Annotated in this window: 17 protein-coding genes; 8 read left to right on the plus strand and 9 right to left on the minus strand. The window is 38.9% G+C overall.

The window, feature by feature from the left end; genetic code table 11:
• Positions 1-56: 56 nt before the first annotated feature.
• Entirely contained in the window at positions 57-782 is a 726-nt protein-coding gene (znuC, locus tag ACNARN_RS02015; RefSeq protein ID WP_088495457.1) for a zinc ABC transporter ATP-binding protein ZnuC, read from the plus strand.
• Entirely contained in the window at positions 775-1560 is a 786-nt protein-coding gene (znuB, locus tag ACNARN_RS02020; protein ID WP_196532616.1) for a zinc ABC transporter permease subunit ZnuB, read from the plus strand. The genes znuC and znuB overlap by 8 nt, the downstream gene beginning before the upstream one ends.
• Before the next feature lie 94 nt (positions 1561-1654).
• Here the strand turns inward: znuB and ruvB are convergent, their stop codons facing one another.
• The 6 genes from ruvB to aspS form a co-directional block, all read right to left on the minus strand.
• Positions 1655-2662, minus strand: a complete 1008-nt coding sequence (gene ruvB, locus ACNARN_RS02025; RefSeq protein ID WP_099075472.1) for a Holliday junction branch migration DNA helicase RuvB — start codon at positions 2660-2662, stop codon at positions 1655-1657.
• A 12-nt stretch (positions 2663-2674) separates the two neighbouring features.
• Positions 2675-3295 carry a Holliday junction branch migration protein RuvA gene (gene ruvA / locus ACNARN_RS02030; protein WP_075671063.1) on the minus strand — a complete coding sequence of 207 codons (621 nt, stop codon included), beginning with the start codon at positions 3293-3295 and terminating at the stop codon, positions 2675-2677.
• Between the two features lie 103 nt (positions 3296-3398).
• Positions 3399-3920: a crossover junction endodeoxyribonuclease RuvC gene (gene ruvC / locus ACNARN_RS02035; RefSeq protein ID WP_006536599.1), complete on the minus strand. Its 522-nt coding sequence runs from the start codon at positions 3918-3920 to the stop codon at positions 3399-3401.
• A 124-nt stretch (positions 3921-4044) separates the two neighbouring features.
• Positions 4045-4800 carry a YebC/PmpR family DNA-binding transcriptional regulator gene (locus tag ACNARN_RS02040; protein WP_023582074.1) on the minus strand — a complete coding sequence of 252 codons (756 nt, stop codon included), beginning with the start codon at positions 4798-4800 and terminating at the stop codon, positions 4045-4047.
• A 27-nt stretch (positions 4801-4827) separates the two neighbouring features.
• A complete protein-coding gene (gene nudB / locus ACNARN_RS02045) occupies positions 4828-5262 on the minus strand; it encodes a dihydroneopterin triphosphate diphosphatase (RefSeq protein ID WP_196532615.1) in 435 nt (144 codons plus the stop codon).
• 3 nt (positions 5263-5265) lie between these two features.
• Positions 5266-7050, minus strand: coding sequence for an aspartate--tRNA ligase (gene aspS / locus ACNARN_RS02050; protein WP_109372234.1), 1785 nt, complete (start codon positions 7048-7050; stop codon positions 5266-5268).
• A gap of 265 nt (positions 7051-7315) precedes the next feature.
• On the opposite strand from aspS, the gene ACNARN_RS02055 reads away from it, so the two are divergent.
• From ACNARN_RS02055 to ACNARN_RS02075, 5 genes are all read left to right on the plus strand, one after another.
• Positions 7316-7714, plus strand: coding sequence for an MAPEG family protein (locus tag ACNARN_RS02055; RefSeq protein ID WP_023582071.1), 399 nt, complete (start codon positions 7316-7318; stop codon positions 7712-7714).
• 187 nt (positions 7715-7901) lie between these two features.
• Complete coding sequence (gene cmoA / locus ACNARN_RS02060; RefSeq protein ID WP_198625673.1) at positions 7902-8654, plus strand: carboxy-S-adenosyl-L-methionine synthase CmoA; 753 nt, start codon at positions 7902-7904, stop codon at positions 8652-8654.
• Positions 8654-9628 (plus strand): tRNA 5-methoxyuridine(34)/uridine 5-oxyacetic acid(34) synthase CmoB, encoded by a 975-nt coding sequence (cmoB, locus tag ACNARN_RS02065; RefSeq protein ID WP_109372232.1) that lies wholly within the window; start codon positions 8654-8656, stop codon positions 9626-9628. Before cmoA ends, cmoB begins: the two co-directional genes overlap by 1 nt.
• A gap of 126 nt (positions 9629-9754) precedes the next feature.
• Positions 9755-10570, plus strand: coding sequence for a hypothetical protein (locus ACNARN_RS02070; protein WP_109372231.1), 816 nt, complete (start codon positions 9755-9757; stop codon positions 10568-10570).
• A gap of 235 nt (positions 10571-10805) precedes the next feature.
• Positions 10806-12380 carry an ATP-binding cassette domain-containing protein gene (locus ACNARN_RS02075; RefSeq protein WP_416304076.1) on the plus strand — a complete coding sequence of 525 codons (1575 nt, stop codon included), beginning with the start codon at positions 10806-10808 and terminating at the stop codon, positions 12378-12380.
• 50 nt (positions 12381-12430) lie between these two features.
• On the opposite strand, the gene cutC is transcribed toward ACNARN_RS02075, so the two are convergent.
• Positions 12431-13183, minus strand: coding sequence for a copper homeostasis protein CutC (gene cutC / locus ACNARN_RS02080; protein ID WP_109372229.1), 753 nt, complete (start codon positions 13181-13183; stop codon positions 12431-12433).
• A 91-nt stretch (positions 13184-13274) separates the two neighbouring features.
• The gene (locus ACNARN_RS02085; protein WP_416304077.1) at positions 13275-13892 is read right to left on the minus strand and encodes a VOC family protein; all 618 of its coding nucleotides are present in this window, start codon (positions 13890-13892) and stop codon (positions 13275-13277) included.
• Between the two features lie 172 nt (positions 13893-14064).
• On the opposite strand from ACNARN_RS02085, the gene argS reads away from it, so the two are divergent.
• Positions 14065-15795, plus strand: a complete 1731-nt coding sequence (gene argS, locus ACNARN_RS02090) for an arginine--tRNA ligase (protein WP_416304078.1) — start codon at positions 14065-14067, stop codon at positions 15793-15795.
• Between the two features lie 142 nt (positions 15796-15937).
• On the opposite strand, the gene ACNARN_RS02095 is transcribed toward argS, so the two are convergent.
• Positions 15938-16210, minus strand: coding sequence for a hypothetical protein (locus tag ACNARN_RS02095; protein WP_198619984.1), 273 nt, complete (start codon positions 16208-16210; stop codon positions 15938-15940).
• Positions 16211-16688: the final 478 nt, after the last annotated feature.

Raw genomic sequence — 16688 nt, forward strand, 5'->3', positions numbered from 1 at the left:
TCATCATTGGAGATGTTATATTATAACGTTTCAATGATTCTGCAAGTGCTAATTTTATGTCTGACTTGATTTGTTTAAAATCGGTTTGTGTTTCTTTTGGTGAAAGAGAAATTTTAAAAGATATCTCTTTTGATCTAAAAGCAGGCCGTATTCTTACTTTACTTGGCCCTAATGGTGCAGGTAAATCTACGGTTATCCGTTTAGTTCTTGGTTTATTAAATCCAACCTCAGGAAAAGTTGAGCGTCAAAACGCGCTACGAGTGGGCTATGTACCACAAAAACTTTATCTTGATCCCACAATGCCACTCACCGTTAAACGGTTTATGACACTAAAACCGGGTGTTCATGATAAAGATATTCTCCCTGCTTTAGAACGCGTTAATGCGGCTAAATTAATCGATCAACCTATGCAGAAACTTTCTGGTGGTGAGTCTCAACGTGTATTGTTAGCAAGAGCGTTGCTTAATCAGCCCCAACTTTTAGTTTTAGATGAACCCACTCAAGGTGTTGATGTTAATGGTCAATTAGCACTTTATGATTTAATTAATCAGCTTCGTCATGAATTAGGTTGTGCCATATTGATGGTTTCTCATGATCTTCATCTTGTGATGGCAAAAACAGACGAAGTCCTCTGTTTAAATGGTCATATTTGCTGTTCGGGTACACCTGACGTTGTTTCTTCTCACCCTGAATTTATTGCCATGTTTGGAAGCCGTGGTGCTGAACAACTTGGTATTTATCGTCATCATCACCAGCATAGTAAGGAGTGTCGTCATGATTGAGTTGCTGTTACCGGGTTGGATTGCCGGTATGCTCTTAGCAATGGCGGCGGGCCCTTTGGGCTCTTTTGTCGTTTGGCGTCGTATGTCTTATTTTGGTGATACTTTAGCTCACGCCTCACTACTTGGTGTTGCTTTTGGTTTGCTGTTTAACATCGAGCCTTTTTATGCTGTGATTGCAGTCACGCTTCTCCTCGCTATTTTGTTGGTCTGGTTAGAATTAAAACCTCAACTTTCTGTTGATACTCTTTTAGGGATCATGGCACACAGTGCGCTTTCTTTAGGGCTTGTGGTTGTTAGTTTAATGTCGAATGTACGTGTTGATTTAATGGCTTATCTGTTTGGTGATTTGCTGTCTGTAAACTATCAAGACGTTATCAGTATTTTTATTGGTGTTGTGATTGTTTTATTTGTGATTATTCGCTCATGGCGTCCACTACTTTCCATGACAATTAATCAAGATATGGCATTTGTTGATGGTGTGAATATTCAACGAGAACGCTTAAAGCTAATGATGATCACCGCATTAACCATTGGTTTAGCCATGAAGTTTGTCGGTGCGCTGATCATTACCTCGTTACTGATCATCCCTGCTGCAACAGCACGTCGTTTTGCTCGTTCTCCAGAACAAATGGCTCTGATTGCAATCGCGGTTGGTATGTTAGCCATTACAGGCGGTTTAACCTTCTCAGCTTTCTATGACACTCCAGCTGGCCCGTCTGTAGTTTTAGCAGCGAGTTGCCTATTTATCTTGAGTTTATTTTCACCTACTAAACAGTAAGATAACAAATTAAGTTTGGATAAAAAAATACCCCTCGTTGTTAATTATTTCACCGAGGGGTATTTTTTATCTATTTTCTAATGATGATAAGAAATTAATCTTCCATAATTCGATTAAAATGACGATAGGCATGATTAGTGGCAACACGGCCTCGTGGTGTGCGCTGAATAAAACCTTGCTGAATTAAATAAGGCTCTAATACATCTTCTATGGTTTCACGCTCTTCACCAATAGCTGCTGCAAGGTTATCTAATCCTACGGGGCCACCCATAAATTTATCAATGATGGCAAAAAGGAGTTTACGATCTAAATAATCAAAGCCTGCCGCATCCACATTCAACATATCAAGCGCTTTAGAAGCAATCTCTTCATCAATGGCACCATTACCCTTTACTTGGGCAAAGTCTCTCACACGGCGCAATAATCGGTTAGTAATACGCGGTGTGCCTCGTGAACGCATCGCAATTTGACGAGCACCTTCGTCTGTCATCTCTAATCCCATAAAACTGGCACTACGAGAAACAATATGTTGAAGATCGTCAACATTATAAAACTCAAGACGTTGAACAATACCAAAACGGTCACGCAATGGCGATGTTAAAGAGCCCGCTCTTGTGGTTGCACCCACTAAGGTAAATGGAGGTAGGTCAATTTTAATTGAACGAGCCGCAGGCCCTTCACCAATCATGATATCAAGTTGATAATCTTCCATTGCTGGATAAAGAATTTCTTCAACAACGGGTGAAAGACGATGAATTTCATCAATAAATAATACGTCGTGAGGCTCAAGATTAGTTAGCATTGCAGCTAGATCACCCGCTTTTTCAAGCACAGGACCTGATGTCGTGCGTAAATTAACCCCCATTTCATTAGCAATGATATTTGCCAATGTGGTTTTACCTAATCCAGGAGGTCCAAAGATAAGCAAATGATCGAGCGCATCATGACGCAATTTAGCCGCCTGAATAAAAATCTCCATTTGTTCACGAACTTGCGGTTGCCCAACATATTCGGCAAGAGATTTAGGACGTATCGCCCTATCAATAATTTCTTCTTCAGGTTGTTGAATTTCTGCTGAAATCAGGCGATCTGCTTCAATCACAATGTGTTACTCCTAAATAGCCGCGCGCAACGCTTCTTTGATAAGCGTCTCGCTATCTGTACCCAGTTTTGCCACTTTGCTGATCATTTTTGCAGCTTCTTGTGGTTTATAGCCTAGTGCGATTAATGCAGCAGAGGCTTCGGCTTCAATATCTGCCGCTTTTGGTGCTTTAGGTGAAGTACTTTCTGGTAATTCAATATCACTATTTTCGAATAAATCACCATTAAGACCTTTAAAGCGATCTTTCATTTCAACAACTAAACGCTCAGCTGTTTTCTTACCTACACCCGGTAATTTCACTAGTGAAGTGATAGATTCATTTTCAATCGCGGTTACAAATTGGCGAGCAGACATGCCAGATAGAATGGCTAATGCGAGTTTAGGCCCTACACCATTCACTTTAATTAATTCACGAAAGAGTGCGCGCTCTTGTTTTTGGTTAAAACCATAAAGTAATTGAGCATCTTCACGTACGATAAATTGCGTGTAGATAATGGCTTCTTGACCAATATCAGGCAATTCATAAAAACAGGTCATTGGCATATTGATTTCATAACCCACACCATTACCTGCCTCGATCAGCACCACTGGTGGCTGTTTTTCAAGAATAATTCCTCTGATACGACCTATCACCCTAACGCCTCCGCAAATATAATTACGTCAAGTTTATAACATAAAAAAAGCTGGACGTATATCCAGCCTGTAAAAAACCAAAGACATTTACCAAGATAACAACTTATCTTAACCGACCTCGTGTTAACACTAATCGAGGATCACCCACACGTAATAAATTTTGGTTAAAATGACAATGCGTGATAGCAATCGCCAAAGCATCAGCAGCATCTGATTGTGGTGCCGCAGATAGTTTTAGTATTGAGCGCACCATATGTTGTACTTGGCTTTTTTCAGCGGCACCCGTACCCACAACGGTTTGTTTAACTTGGCGAGCCGCATATTCAAAAACAGGTAAATCATTGTTTACGGCTGCGAGTATCGCTACACCTCGCGCTTGCCCCAGTTTTAATGCGGAGTCAGCATTTTTAGCCATAAACACTTGTTCAACGGCAAACACATCCGGCGAAAACTGAGTAATAATTTCGCTAACACCAGCATAAATGCGCTTAAGTCGATTGGGGAGATCGGGAACTTGTGTACGAATACAACCGCTTCCCAAATAGATAAGTTGACGCCCTTGCTGTCGAATTACGCCATAGCCTGTAACACGCGAACCGGGGTCTATACCTAGAATGATAGCCATATCAATTCCTGTTGCCGATATGGTCGATGGCGAGAGAAAAGAGCAAAAAAATCTGCTCTGCTCTTCTCTTCGCACTTTTAATAACAGCGTTAAACACCGTTATTTTCGATAATCGTTAGAACGATTACAGGATATCTTCCAGTTGTTTTGCAACTTCGTCTGAGATATCACCGTTGTGATATACTTCTTGCACGTCATCACTGTCTTCTAACATATCGATAAGACGCATTAATTTTGGTGCTGTTTCAATATCTAATTCAGCTTTAGTCGATGGGATCATTGAAACTTCTGCTGATTCAGCAACAAAACCTGCTGCATCCATTGCATCTTTTACTTCACCAAAAGATTCTGGTGTAGTGTAAACATCAATAGCGCCATCATCAAAGGTTTCAACGTCGTCAGCACCTGCTTCTAACGCAGCTTCCATAACGGCATCTTCATCAACACCTGGTGCGTATGAAATTACACCTTTTTTGGTAAACAGATAAGATACAGAACCATCAGTTCCTAAGTTACCACCTGTTTTGGTAAATGCATGGCGAACATCGGAAACAGTACGGTTACGATTATCACTTAAGCATTCAACCATCACAGCAGTACCTGCTGGGCCATAGCCTTCATAAATGATGGTTTCCATATTATCGTTTTCATCATTACCCACACCTCGTGCAATTGCACGATTTAAGGTGTCACGAGTCATGTTGTTCGATAATGCTTTATCAACTGCCGCACGTAAACGCGGGTTAGTTGCAGGATCACCACCACCTAAACGTGCTGCTGTAACTAGTTCACGGATGATTTTAGTGAAAATTTTACCGCGTTTCGCATCTTGCGCTGCTTTACGGTGTTTTGTATTGGCCCATTTACTATGACCTGCCATGAAATATCTCCAAACGTGGTCTAATCATTAAATAACAAATTCTTCAATCGCTTGCTGATTACTGGCGGATTTTGTTAATTTTGCCGCCAGTGACGCGTCTAACCATTGGTATTGCGAATGCTCAGTTAGCACAATATCTCGCTCTGCGGGCAGTGCTAACGTAAACCAATGTTCCTGACAATGAGTAACATCTGGTGCATAACGATGCCGAAAATGTGCAAAAATTTCAAAAAGAATTGAGCGATGGCAATCCACCAGCTCAAGATTTTCTTTTATGATATCAATTCCAACTTCTTCTTGCACTTCGCGCAACGCCGTTTGAAAAGGCGTTTCACCCTCTTCTAAACTGCCAGTCACAGATTGCCAGAAATCAGGATCATCTCGACGCTTTAGCATAAGCACCCGTTTGGTCTTTTTTGCATAAATAACAACTAAAACGGATATCGGGCGCTTATATTTCATCATTTACTCTTTATCTTCGCTAACTTCTTTTTGAGTGACTGCAATCGCTAACTCTTTTAAAGAATCTTCATTAGCAAAGCTTGGTGCATTAGTCATTAAACACGCAGCGGCTGTTGTTTTAGGGAAAGCAATAACATCACGGATGTTATCAGTACCTGTCAACAACATCACTAAACGGTCTAAACCAAATGCTAAACCTGCATGTGGTGGAGTACCAAATTTAAGTGCATCTAATAAGAAACCAAATTTCTCTTGTTGCTCATTCGGTGTAATACCTAAAATGCTAAATACCGCTTGCTGCATTTCATTACGGTGAATACGCACTGAACCGCCACCCACTTCATAACCATTAATCACCATATCATAAGCATTTGCCACAGCACCTACCGGATGTGCAGTCAATTCAGCTGGTGATAAGTCTTTTGGTGAAGTAAATGGATGGTGCATCGCACTTAAGCTACCAGTTTCTTCATCTTCTTCAAACATTGGGAAGTCGATGACCCACAATGGTTTCCATGCATTTAAATCAGTCAGTTCAAGATCACGACCGACTTTTAGACGCAGAGCGCCCATCGCATCACTCATTGTGCCTTTACGACCCGCACCAAAGAAGATTAAATCGCCATCTGTTGCGCCAGTTGTTTCCAAAATAGCGTTAACAACATCGTTAGTCAGGAATTTAGCGATAGGGCTTTGTACACCTTCAATGCCTTTCGCGCTTTCGTTGACTTTCATCCACGCAAGACCTTTAGCGCCGTAAATACCAACAAACTGTGTATATTCGTCAATATTTTTACGAGTTAATGCTGCACCACCCGGTACACGCAATGCGATAACTCGGCATTTTTCATCGTTGGCAGCTTGTGCAAATACGCTAAACTCAACATCTTTGACTAAATCAGCGATGTCTTTAAGTTCCATTGGGTTACGTAAATCTGGTTTGTCTGAACCATAACGACGCATTGCTTCAGCAAAAGTCATTACTGGGAACGCACCTAAATCGACATTAAGAATATCTAACCATAATGCATGGATCATACGCTCCATCACTTCGCGCACTTGATCTGCACTCATGAAAGAGGTTTCAACATCGATCTGGGTAAATTCAGGCTGACGGTCAGCACGTAAGTCTTCATCGCGGAAGCATTTTACGATTTGATAGTAACGATCAAAGCCAGACATCATTAACAGCTGTTTAAAAAGCTGTGGTGATTGAGGTAATGCGTAGAATTTACCTTTATGTACACGACTTGGCACTAAATAGTCACGCGCACCTTCTGGTGTCGCTTTAGTCAGCATAGGGGTTTCAACATCAAGGAAACCTTCACCATCCATAAAACGGCGAACAAAGCTTGTGATTTTAGCACGGGTTTTTAAGCGATCTGACATTTCAGGGCGACGCAGGTCTAAATAACGATATGTTAAACGACGCTCTTCGGTATTTGTTTGATTGCTATCTAACGGTAATGGCTCTGAACGGTTAAAAATAGACAGAGATTCTGCCGCTAACTCAATTTCACCTGTTGCCATATTTTTATTAACTTGGCTATCAGGACGAGCGCGTACTGTTCCTGTGACTTGAATACAAAATTCATTACGCAGTTCTGAAGCCTGAGAAAATGCCTCTTTCTGCTCTGGGTCAAAGAAGACTTGAACAATACCTTCGCGATCTCGCATATCAATAAAGATAAGTCCACCTAAGTCACGGCGACGGTTAACCCAACCACAAAGAGTCACTTTTTGGCCCACATGGGCGCTATTCAACTGCCCACAATAATTAGTACGCATACAATATCCTTTTACTCAGCTTGTTGTGCTTTCTGCTGCGGAAATTTTGGCAATAGTCTTTTTCGAGCAGTGTCAAAAAAAGGCAGACATTATAACGAAAATTCTTCCTGGAGATAAGAGTATAGACCTAGTTTATATGATACATCTTTTCAAGGATTTGCTAATCCCCAAACAATTAATTAATAATAATTATTTATAGCGACAGAAGTCGCTTTGAGGTTTATCATTAAATTCGCCGTTTTTTGGCTTTGGCAATGGAGAAAAGATGGTTAGCTCGCTTTACATCGTACTGGGCGCACTATTATTGATTAAATTGTCCCTCAATGTCGTAAAACTCAGAACACAATATCGGGTTGCTTATGGCGATGGTGGCTTTTATGAATTACAAACAGCCATCCGTGTTCACGGCAATGCGGTAGAATATATTCCGATTTCCATGATCTTATTACTGGTCATGGAAATGAATGGTGCTTTTGTTTGGATGGTGCACATCTGTGGCTCAATTTTAATCGCAGGTCGCTTTTTACACTCTTATGGATTAAAACACCGTGAACTTCGCTGGCGCCGTTCAGGTATGGCAGCCACTTATTTATCGATGGTATTGATGATCATTGCTAATATTTATTTCCTTCCTTGGATACAAATCTTTTCCTTTTATTACTAAGTCCTCGCGGGAATAACATGATCATCCATGATCAAAACCGACATCCTTGCTGTTGTGTCTAATAACGGCAAGGTATCAAAAAGGTTTATTTATTTTTTCCAATTTCTTTCTAAATAATGCAACTTTGTGAGCACCGTCGCTTCTGGTAGAATGCTTGCTTCTTTTATTCCTTAAACCTATTTTAGTTATGTCGAATTCAAAATCATCACAACAAGACAGCTTATTTGCGACACCTATTGCTAACCTTGGTGACTGGCGCTTTGATGAAAAAGTCGCTGAAGTGTTTCCTGATATGATAAAACGCTCAGTACCAGGTTATTCTAATATCATCTCCATGATTGGTATGCTTGCAGGTCGCTTTGTTACGCCCAATAGCCAAGTCTATGATTTAGGCTGTTCTTTAGGTGCAGCAACCCTTTCCATGCGTCGTAATATTGATGCTGCTGGCTGTAAAATTATTGGTGTTGATAATTCACCTGCCATGGTAGAACGCTGTCAGCGCCATATTGATGCCTATAAAGCAGATACACCCGTTGATATTATTGAAGGTGATATTCTTGATATCGAAATTAATAATGCCTCAATGGTAGTGCTTAATTTCACCTTACAATTCTTAGCGCCGAACGATCGCCAAATATTATTAAACCGAATTTACCAAGGTCTTAATCCCGGTGGCGTGTTAGTGCTTTCTGAAAAATTCAGTTTTGAAGATAAAGAAATTGGTGAGTTGTTGTTTAATATGCACCATGATTTCAAACGTGCTAACGGTTACAGCGAATTAGAAATTAGCCAAAAACGTAGCATGTTAGAAAATGTTATGCTGACCGATTCTGTTGAAACGCATAAAGCTCGCTTACATAATGCAGGTTTTCCACATACAGAAGTTTGGTTCCAATGTTTTAATTTCGGCTCTCTTTTAGCGATTAAAGGCAATAATTAATGATTAATTTTGGCTCGTTTTATCAACTTATTGCGCAAGATGAGCGCTTATTTCATTGGTTAGATACATTACCGGCTCAATTATCAGAATGGCGATCAAATGCGTTACACGGTCACTTTTCTTCTTGGGAAAGAATGCTCGATGGTTTGCCAGAAATTACGCCTACTGAGATTGATTTGAAAAATGGTGTGATTGCTCAACACACTCCAGCATTAAGTGCTGGCGAGCAACTAGGATTAAGTAACGTTTTAAAAAATTTAATGCCGTGGCGTAAAGGTCCATTTTCACTTTATGGCGTCAATATCGATACAGAATGGCGCTCTGATTGGAAATGGGATCGTGTTTTACCCCATCTTTCACCGCTTGAAGGCCGTTTAGTATTAGATGTTGGTTGTGGCAGTGGCTATCATATGTGGCGGATGTTAGGTGAAGGCGCAGAATTTGTTGTAGGGATCGATCCTACTCAACTTTTCTTATGCCAATTTGAAGCTGTCAGAAAATTATTAGGTAATGACCAACGCGCACATTTAATTCCTGTTGGTATTGAGCAAATGCCAGAATTAAATGCCTTCGATACTGTATTCTCAATGGGTGTACTTTATCATCGCCGTTCACCACTTGATCATTTATGGCAATTAAAAAACCAATTAGTTTCTGGTGGCGAATTAGTGTTAGAAAGCCTTGTTGTTGATGGTGATGAATTTCAATGCCTGATCCCTGGTGAGCGTTATGCACAAATGCGTAACGTGTACTTTATTCCATCTGCAAAAATGCTAAAGGTTTGGCTAGAAAAATGTGGTTTTAAAGATGTGCGTATTGTTGATGAAAATACGACATCACTTGATGAGCAACGTAAAACAGATTGGATGGTAACAGATTCATTAGATGCTTTTTTAGATGCTGATGATAAAACAAAAACTGTTGAAGGTTATCCCGCACCAAAACGTGCCATATTAATTGCCACTAAGCCTTAATTTTTTATCTAAATTTAAAGGGGTATCAAGTTATTAAATATCCCTTTCTTTCATAATATTCATCTTGTTTTTTATTAAAGACACTTTATACGCCCCTTATTTGCAGATGAACGATTAAAGAAAATTATGGCAAAGACACCAAAGAGCAAAGTTGCTACCCAAAAGGAAATAACACAAAAAAAACAACACGCTCTTTTGCAAAAAAATAAGCGTCAGCAATATGATGATCCTATTTTTTCGTCCTTTATAGAAACCACATCAGCAAAACGCCCTCCACTAACGCCATTACAACAAGGGGTACAACTCTTTTTTTCATTATTTGACTATGCCACACAGCTTTTATATATCGCTTTTATTATTACCGTTTGGTGGTTTCCTGAACATTTCTCAGTTCAAACAATTTATAATCTAACCGTTTTATTTTTATTTGAATTTATTCTCGTGCATTCAGGTGTTTTTATGGCTGCATTTGCTCGTACTAAGCTTGTTTTTGCTCTTATTCCTTTTTATGGGATATTCGCTCTTATTATCAATAGTATGATTATGGGTGATGAAAACCTGATTATTTGGCTTTATGCTGTAATTGTTGCTAATCGAATTATCAGTGGTTATCAAGTGAAAACTAAAGAAGAAATGGGAAAGAATTTATTCTATTCTGCACTATTAGTTTTAAATTTTATGCTGTGCCTTTTTTCTGTCATGATTTTTAAGTTTCTAGTCCCTTACGGTGGATTAACGCCCCAATATTTAAATGAAATTAACTATCTCTATTTAATTCCACAGCACAGCGATTATTTTAATGTTCCACATATTGGTATGGCTTACGGCACATTATTCTACGGTATTCCTTTAGCTTGCATTGCCTATATTAATATATCATCGATTTATAAACGTATAATGTTTAGAATAAAAGCACATAAAATAAGAACCACACAAAGATAACCTTATTCGGCGCTTGTTGTTTATCTTTATTCATGTTTAAATACGCGCGTTATCACTCCAATTATTTCTCTTTTTAAGAAGGCACTTCCCTAAGATGAACTAAATTCTGCCAGAAAATTATTTCAAATACCTTTTAGGTATTCATTTTCTGTTACTGGCAGACAATAATTTATTTCGTCGCATCTAGAAAAAAGATCTCGGCTGTCTGCCACCTATTTCTCTTAGGAGGTCGATGATGACAATAGCCTGTCATTTTTCACAACTTACTGTCGAATTTAATCAACAAGCTCTTTTTCCACCATTAACTCGCTCACTGACTTGTCAGCAAAATGCATTAATTGGCCATAACGGTAAAGGAAAGTCTGTACTATTAAGATTATTAGCACAAAAAATATTACCGACTTCGGGTCAAATTAATTGGAATATGCCTTTTGTTCACGTTGATCAATTAACGCGATTACAGGGTGATACACTTGCTCAAGCGTTAGATGTTCATGAAATTTATCAAGCATTCCAACGCGTTGATGACGGTATTGCCACATTAGAAGATATTGAGTTACTCGATGGCAAATGGCAACTCCCTGTCATGTGGCAGAATTTATTAGATTCAGCACAACTTCCCGTCGCATTAGATACCCCTATTGCGCATCTAAGTGGTGGAGAACAAACACGTTTAGCACTTTGTCGCGCTTTTTTATGTGAAGAGAGCTTTCTACTGTTAGATGAGCCAGATAACCATCTTGATTATCAAGGACAACAATGGCTAATAAAACAATTAGCTCAGCACAAAGCTGGCTCTCTTATTGTTAGCCACAATCGAAACCTGCTTTCGTATGCCGATACTATTATTGAATTAAGTGAGAAAGGCTTATCTGAATATGGTGGAAATTATACGTTATATGAGACGCAAAAAAGTGCGGAAATAACATCATTGGAAGCCGCAAGTGATCGACTAAACAACCAAATTAAAAATGAGAAACGCCAGCAACAAGCAACATTGCAAAAAACAGCGCAACGGAAACGACAAGGCGAATCAATTAGGCAAAGTGGCTCTCAGTGCCTACTTTTACTGGATATGCAAAAAAACAGAGCAGAACAACGCCAATCTGCCGTAGCAAAACGACATCAACGCGTAATTGATGATATACAATCTCAAAAGCAAGATATCGATGAGGAAAAAGCACATGTTCATCAGCAAAAAATGGTATTGAATTATCAAAGTGATGGCCATCGTTTAAATGTATTTGTTAATAATCTTCAACTTCCATATGGTTATCAGCACCCTATTTCATTTTCAGCTTACGGCAATGAGCATTGGCATATTAAAGGTAAAAATGGCTGTGGAAAATCAACATTACTAAAATGCTTGATCGAACAATTTGTACCACTTTCTGGTGAGTTTCGTCTCAACAAAGACTATTGTTACCTTGACCAACATCTTGCTTTACTTGATAAAACATTGCCAGTTGCACAAGCACTACACCAATATCAACCCGCGATTTCTGTCGAGCAATGGCGAACTCGTCTTGGAATGTTGAGAATTAGAGGTGATAAATCTTTACTACCACTTGAAAAACTCAGTGGTGGCGAGCAATTAAAAGCAACGTTATTGGCTTTAACACACAGCCCAAAACCACCAGCAGTATTATTACTTGATGAGCCAGATAATCACCTTGATATCGAATCCAAACAACTATTGGAAAATCTACTTGTTGAATATCAAGGCACATTGTTACTGGTTTCGCATGATGAAGCCTTTGTTGAACGCTGTGGTATTACACATACGCTGTTATTAGGCGAACTTATATAAAAAAACTGCGCCATAAAAGGCGCAGTTTTAAAATATTTAATCCGTATCAATCAAGATGCTAATGGCGCATAAATACTCATAATATCTTTCATCGCTTCAACTGTATCTTCATCCACACAGTAATGCGTAAACTCATCAACCTCACTGTCAGAGCTCATAGTTACACCCGCTTTTCGATAAATCATGGTTGAAGGTGCCACTTTTCCTGCTGAGCTATGAATTTCTTTCAATCCTGCATCTAGGAATTTTTGGATATTGCTGAGTCTTACACCAGCGCCCGCCATAATTATAGGGCCTTGTGTTTTTTCATTTAACGTGCGTAATAATGGCAAACCTAATTCTGCATTCGCCTGCTGTCCTGAGGTTAAAATACGAGCAACACCTAGCTGAGTCAGTTGTTCTAGCGCTAATAATGGATTAATGCACATATCAAAAGCACGATGAAAAGTAATGGCTAATGGACCTGCAAGCTCCATTAAAATTTCCATTTTAGGCAAATCAATATGCCCTTCTTCATTTAAAAGACCAACAACGGCACCTGAAAATCCCATATCACGGATCAAACTAATATCATTTTTCATTGCTGAAAAATCAGCTTGTGTATAACAAAAATCACCACCACGCGGGCGAACGATAGGATGAACGGGAATACGAACCAGATCCCTGACTTGTCGTAGCATTCCAAAGCTTGGTGTAATACCACCTTCTGCTGGACTCGTGCACAGCTCTATTCTGTCTGCGCCTGCTCGTTCTGCTACCAACGCACATTCAGCGCCAAAACAACAAATCTCCAATGTAGCCATATCATCCCTCTCCATCCTTAATAAAGAAAGTAATCAGAAAATAAATATCATTTCTTAGCGATTACTAACAATAGTTGTCGAATCTTGTAATTCATTCAATTCTGCCATCAGAATTTTGTGCTGACACAAGCAAACTATTTTCTGAAAGTGTCGAACAACACTCACTTTCAACGATTTCAAGTAACGAATAAGGATGATACTTCACTGTGACTTTTCCATTAGAAATAGCCACCGTTGGATTGGGTAAACGTTCTTTCTCACCTTTAGGTTCGCTGATTTTTAAGCTAACACTCTCAGGTAACGTTTCGGGTAAAAAAGACATCACTTTATCCACTAAAAAAGCGGGTTCAACGGAGATCACTTGCTCAATATGCTCCCAACCTTGGTATTCATATTTTTTATTTGTGGGGAAAGGCAATTCAACAATCGAAACAGCTTGATTTAGAATAGTTAGCGGTATTTCTAATTGAAATAGATATATTGGGCGCCCATTAATCACATTATCAGAAATACACTTTCCACACTGGCTTAACCCTGTTCGCCACTGCTCCGCTAATGCTAAATCGTGACAACGTAACGATACGTGATCAGTGTGATAGATGGATAAATCTATGCCCAAACTATTGACAAATAGTGTCATATTTTCTTCAAACAAAGAAAGCTCGTGAGTTAAATCATTTAATTGAGGAATTGAAGAAAATAACACCATTTTGAATAACCTTAATGAAAAAACAGAGAAAAAACCTTAAAGATAAGGCCTAGATGGTAGCATGTTCTAGCCGGAATATGTTATAAATTCAAGGTTAATCCTAATTCTTTATAAGAAACCTGTCAGACTTTTGTCGTCAGGTTTTATTTTCTCAATAATTTAAGGTAACCCGGTGAATATTCAGGCTTTTCTTTCAGAAAAAATCAGTGTGGCAATGTGTGCTGCTGGCGCACCCGCTGATAGCGAACCTCTTGTCCGTCAGTCAGCCAAAGTACAATTTGGTGACTATCAGGCAAATGGTGTCATGGGAGCTGCAAAAAAAATGGGGATCCCACCCCGACAACTCGCAGAAAAGATCCTAGAAAAGCTCGATATTACAGATGTTGCAGATAAAGTTGAAATCGCAGGCCCAGGTTTCATCAATATCTTTTTATCTCCACAATGGGTTGCAAAGCAAGCTGAAGACGCATTAGCAGATGAACATCTAAACGTAACACCCGTCGAACCTCAAACTATTGTTATCGACTATTCATCTCCGAACGTTGCAAAACAGATGCACGTTGGTCACTTACGCTCAACCATTATTGGTGATGCAAGTGCGCGTACTTTATCTTTCTTAGGTCATAATGTTATTCGTGCTAATCACCTTGGTGATTGGGGTACGCAATTTGGTATGTTGATTGCGTATTTAGAGAAAAAACAGAATGAAAATGCCGCTGATATGGCGTTATCTGATCTCGAAGAGTTCTATCGTGAAGCGAAAAAACACTATGATGAAGATGAAGTATTCGCAGAGCGTGCCCGTAATTACGTTGTGAAATTACAAAGTGGTGATGAATACTGCCGTACAATGTGGCGTAAATTAGTTGATATCACCATGCAACAAAACCAAGTGACTTATCAACGTCTTAACGTCACATTAACCGAAGACGACATTATGGGTGAAAGTCTTTATAACCCAATGTTGGCAGGTATTGTTGCCGATTTAAAAGCAAAAGGTCTTGCAGTAGAAAGTGAAGGCGCAACGGTTGTTTTCCTTGACGAATATAAAAACAAGGAAGGCGAACCTATGGGTGTTATCGTTCAGAAAAAAGACGGTGGCTACCTATATACAACGACAGATATTGCTTGTGCAAAATACCGTCACGATACATTACATGCTGACCGTGTGCTTTATTATATCGACTCTCGTCAGCACCAGCATTTAATGCAAGCTTGGACAATCGTTCGTAAAGCAGGCTACATCCCTGATTCAATGTCACTCGAACACCATATGTTCGGTATGATGTTAGGTAAAGATGGTCGTCCGTTTAAAACTCGTTCTGGTGGCACTATTCGTTTAACCGACTTGCTGGACGAAGCTCAAGAAAGAGCCCGCGCATTAATCGCTGAAAAAAATCCAGATATGGATAAAGACGAATTAAATAATGTTGCTCGCGTTGTGGGTGTTGGTGCTGTTAAATACGCTGATTTATCTAAAAACCGTACCACAGATTACATCTTTGATTGGGATCTGATGTTAAGTTTTGAAGGTAACACAGCACCGTATATGCAATATGCTTATACTCGTGTTGCTTCAATCTTCAAACGTGCAGAAATTGATGAAAATGCGTTAACGCAACCTATCGCACTAACCCAATCTCATGAAAGACAGCTTGCATTACGTTTAGTCCAATTTGATGAGACGATTATGCAAGTTTCTCGTGAAGGAACGCCTCACGTTATGTGTGCTTATCTTTACGATCTGGCACAAGCTTTCTCTGGCTTTTATGAAAACTGCCCTATCTTATCTGCTGAAGATGAAAACACTCGCCAAAGTCGTCTAAAACTAGCTCGTTTAACCGCAAGAACATTAAAACAAGGTTTGGATACTTTAGGTATTGAAACAGTAGATAGAATGTAATTCATTTCTATTTTCAAATAGTAGTGATAAAAAAACCGATGGTATTAACCATCGGTTTTTTATTATGCGTTAAATTTTAATTCAAGATAGCTAAAAACATTACAAACAATGGTTTAATAAAACTTCCAATGCTATTTAATCATTAATCTTCGTTAGCAGTTATAACATCCTGACACAATAGCCCTCTAATATCTTTTACCTCAATCCAACCATCGACACTGTCTATTGGCTTACTAGGGCTGTATAAGCGGTCATTGACGTCTTTAGCGGTGAAAGCAAGCTTCTCATTAGTTTTGTCAAATACGCCAATACAGTTAACTGGAGTGAGTCTTGAGGTATTAATTTTTCCGTCAGCAGTACAACCTGCAAGAAATAACGTAGCTAGTGATACAGAAATGATAATTGCTTTTTTCATAGTAGCTCCTTGACACTCTTATTTTTATTTTTACCAAAAATCACGCAGTGATTATTTAGTGGTCTTTAAACTAGAAATACCTAATGATTTATAACTGCTTTGAGTATAACGAATAAATAGAGAAATATTTGAGTTATTGAGCTATTAATAAAAAAATAAGAGATATTGAGAAGGACTAGAAAAGAGAGGGAAAAACAGAAAACAACGGCGGATAAATGAAAATAATAATTAGTGTACCATACTGAATTTTCAGTAATCTAATTATCTATTAATAATAGATTTAGCATTAATTTCATTATTCACGCGACTTATTGTTTACTGCTTATCCCCAGCAATCGTGTTACCTATTTGAAGCGCAGACAAAATAGATATGATCACTTTCAGTAGTACTGAACGATAACAAGCAAATAACTTTACAGTCACGGTTAATCTACCTGAATAAAGAAATAATAATATGTCTTAAATCAAAAAAATTAAA

This window comes from Proteus sp. TSJ240517, from assembly GCF_047921575.1.
Lineage (GTDB): Bacteria > Pseudomonadota > Gammaproteobacteria > Enterobacterales > Enterobacteriaceae > Proteus.